The organism is Streptomyces sp. NPDC007157 (assembly GCF_040634235.1).
Taxonomy (GTDB): Bacteria; Actinomycetota; Actinomycetes; order Streptomycetales; family Streptomycetaceae; genus Streptomyces.
The window spans coordinates 1,830-3,244 of sequence record NZ_JBEYFE010000066.1 but is presented as its reverse complement, the minus strand read 5'-3'; the positions used below and the strand labels follow the sequence as shown (position 1 = coordinate 3,244).

The 1,415-nt window shown below is 56.5% G+C and carries 1 rRNA gene (only partly in view); it reads right to left on the bottom strand.

What is annotated here, in order from left to right:
• Positions 1–22 precede the first annotated feature (22 nt).
• Positions 23–1,415: ribosomal RNA gene (locus ABZ642_RS46340) — 23S ribosomal RNA — on the bottom strand; it runs 1,780 nt beyond the window's last position.

Below are 1,415 nucleotides of genomic sequence, written 5' to 3'. Positions count from 1 at the left end.
AACACAGTGGACGCGAGCAACTGAGGACAAGCCCTCGGCCTATTAGTACCGGTCACCTCCACACCTCACGGTGCTTCCAGATCCGGCCTATCAACCCAGTCGTCTACTGGGAGCCTTACCCCATCAAGTGGGTGGGAATACTCATCTCGAAGCAGGCTTCCCGCTTAGATGCTTTCAGCGGTTATCCCTCCCGAACGTAGCCAACCAGCCATGCCCTTGGCAGAACAACTGGCACACCAGAGGTTCGTCCGTCCCGGTCCTCTCGTACTAGGGACAGCCCTTCTCAATATTCCTGCGCGCGCAGCGGATAGGGACCGAACTGTCTCACGACGTTCTAAACCCAGCTCGCGTACCGCTTTAATGGGCGAACAGCCCAACCCTTGGGACCGACTCCAGCCCCAGGATGCGACGAGCCGACATCGAGGTGCCAAACCATCCCGTCGATATGGACTCTTGGGGAAGATCAGCCTGTTATCCCCGGGGTACCTTTTATCCGTTGAGCGACGGCGCTTCCACAAGCCACCGCCGGATCACTAGTCCCGACTTTCGTCCCTGCTCGACCCGTCGGTCTCACAGTCAAGCTCCCTTGTGCACTTACACTCAACACCTGATTGCCAACCAGGCTGAGGGAACCTTTGGGCGCCTCCGTTACTCTTTAGGAGGCAACCGCCCCAGTTAAACTACCCATCAGACACTGTCCCCCACCCGGATCACGGGCGCGGGTTAGACATCCAGCACGACCAGACTGGTATTTCAACGACGACTCCACAACCACTGGCGTGGCCGCTTCAAAGTCTCCCAGCTATCCTACACAAGCCGAACCGAACACCAATATCAAACTGTAGTAAAGGTCCCGGGGTCTTTCCGTCCTGCTGCGCGAAACGAGCATCTTTACTCGTAGTGCAATTTCACCGGGCCTATGGTTGAGACAGTCGAGAAGTCGTTACGCCATTCGTGCAGGTCGGAACTTACCCGACAAGGAATTTCGCTACCTTAGGATGGTTATAGTTACCACCGCCGTTTACTGGCGCTTAAGTTCTCAGCTTCGCCACACCGAAATGTGACTAACCGGTCCCCTTAACGTTCCAGCACCGGGCAGGCGTCAGTCCGTATACATCGCCTTACGGCTTCGCACGGACCTGTGTTTTTAGTAAACAGTCGCTTCTCGCTGGTCTCTGCGGCCACCCCCAGCTCACGGAGTAAATCCGGTCACCAGGACTGGCCCCCCTTCTCCCGAAGTTACGGGGGCATTTTGCCGAGTTCCTTAACCATAGTTCACCCGAACGCCTCGGTATTCTCTACCTGACCACCTGAGTCGGTTTAGGGTACGGGCCGCCATGAAACTCGCTAGAGGCTTTTCTCGACAGCATAGGATCATCCACTTCACCACAATCGGCTCGGCATCAGGTCTCAGC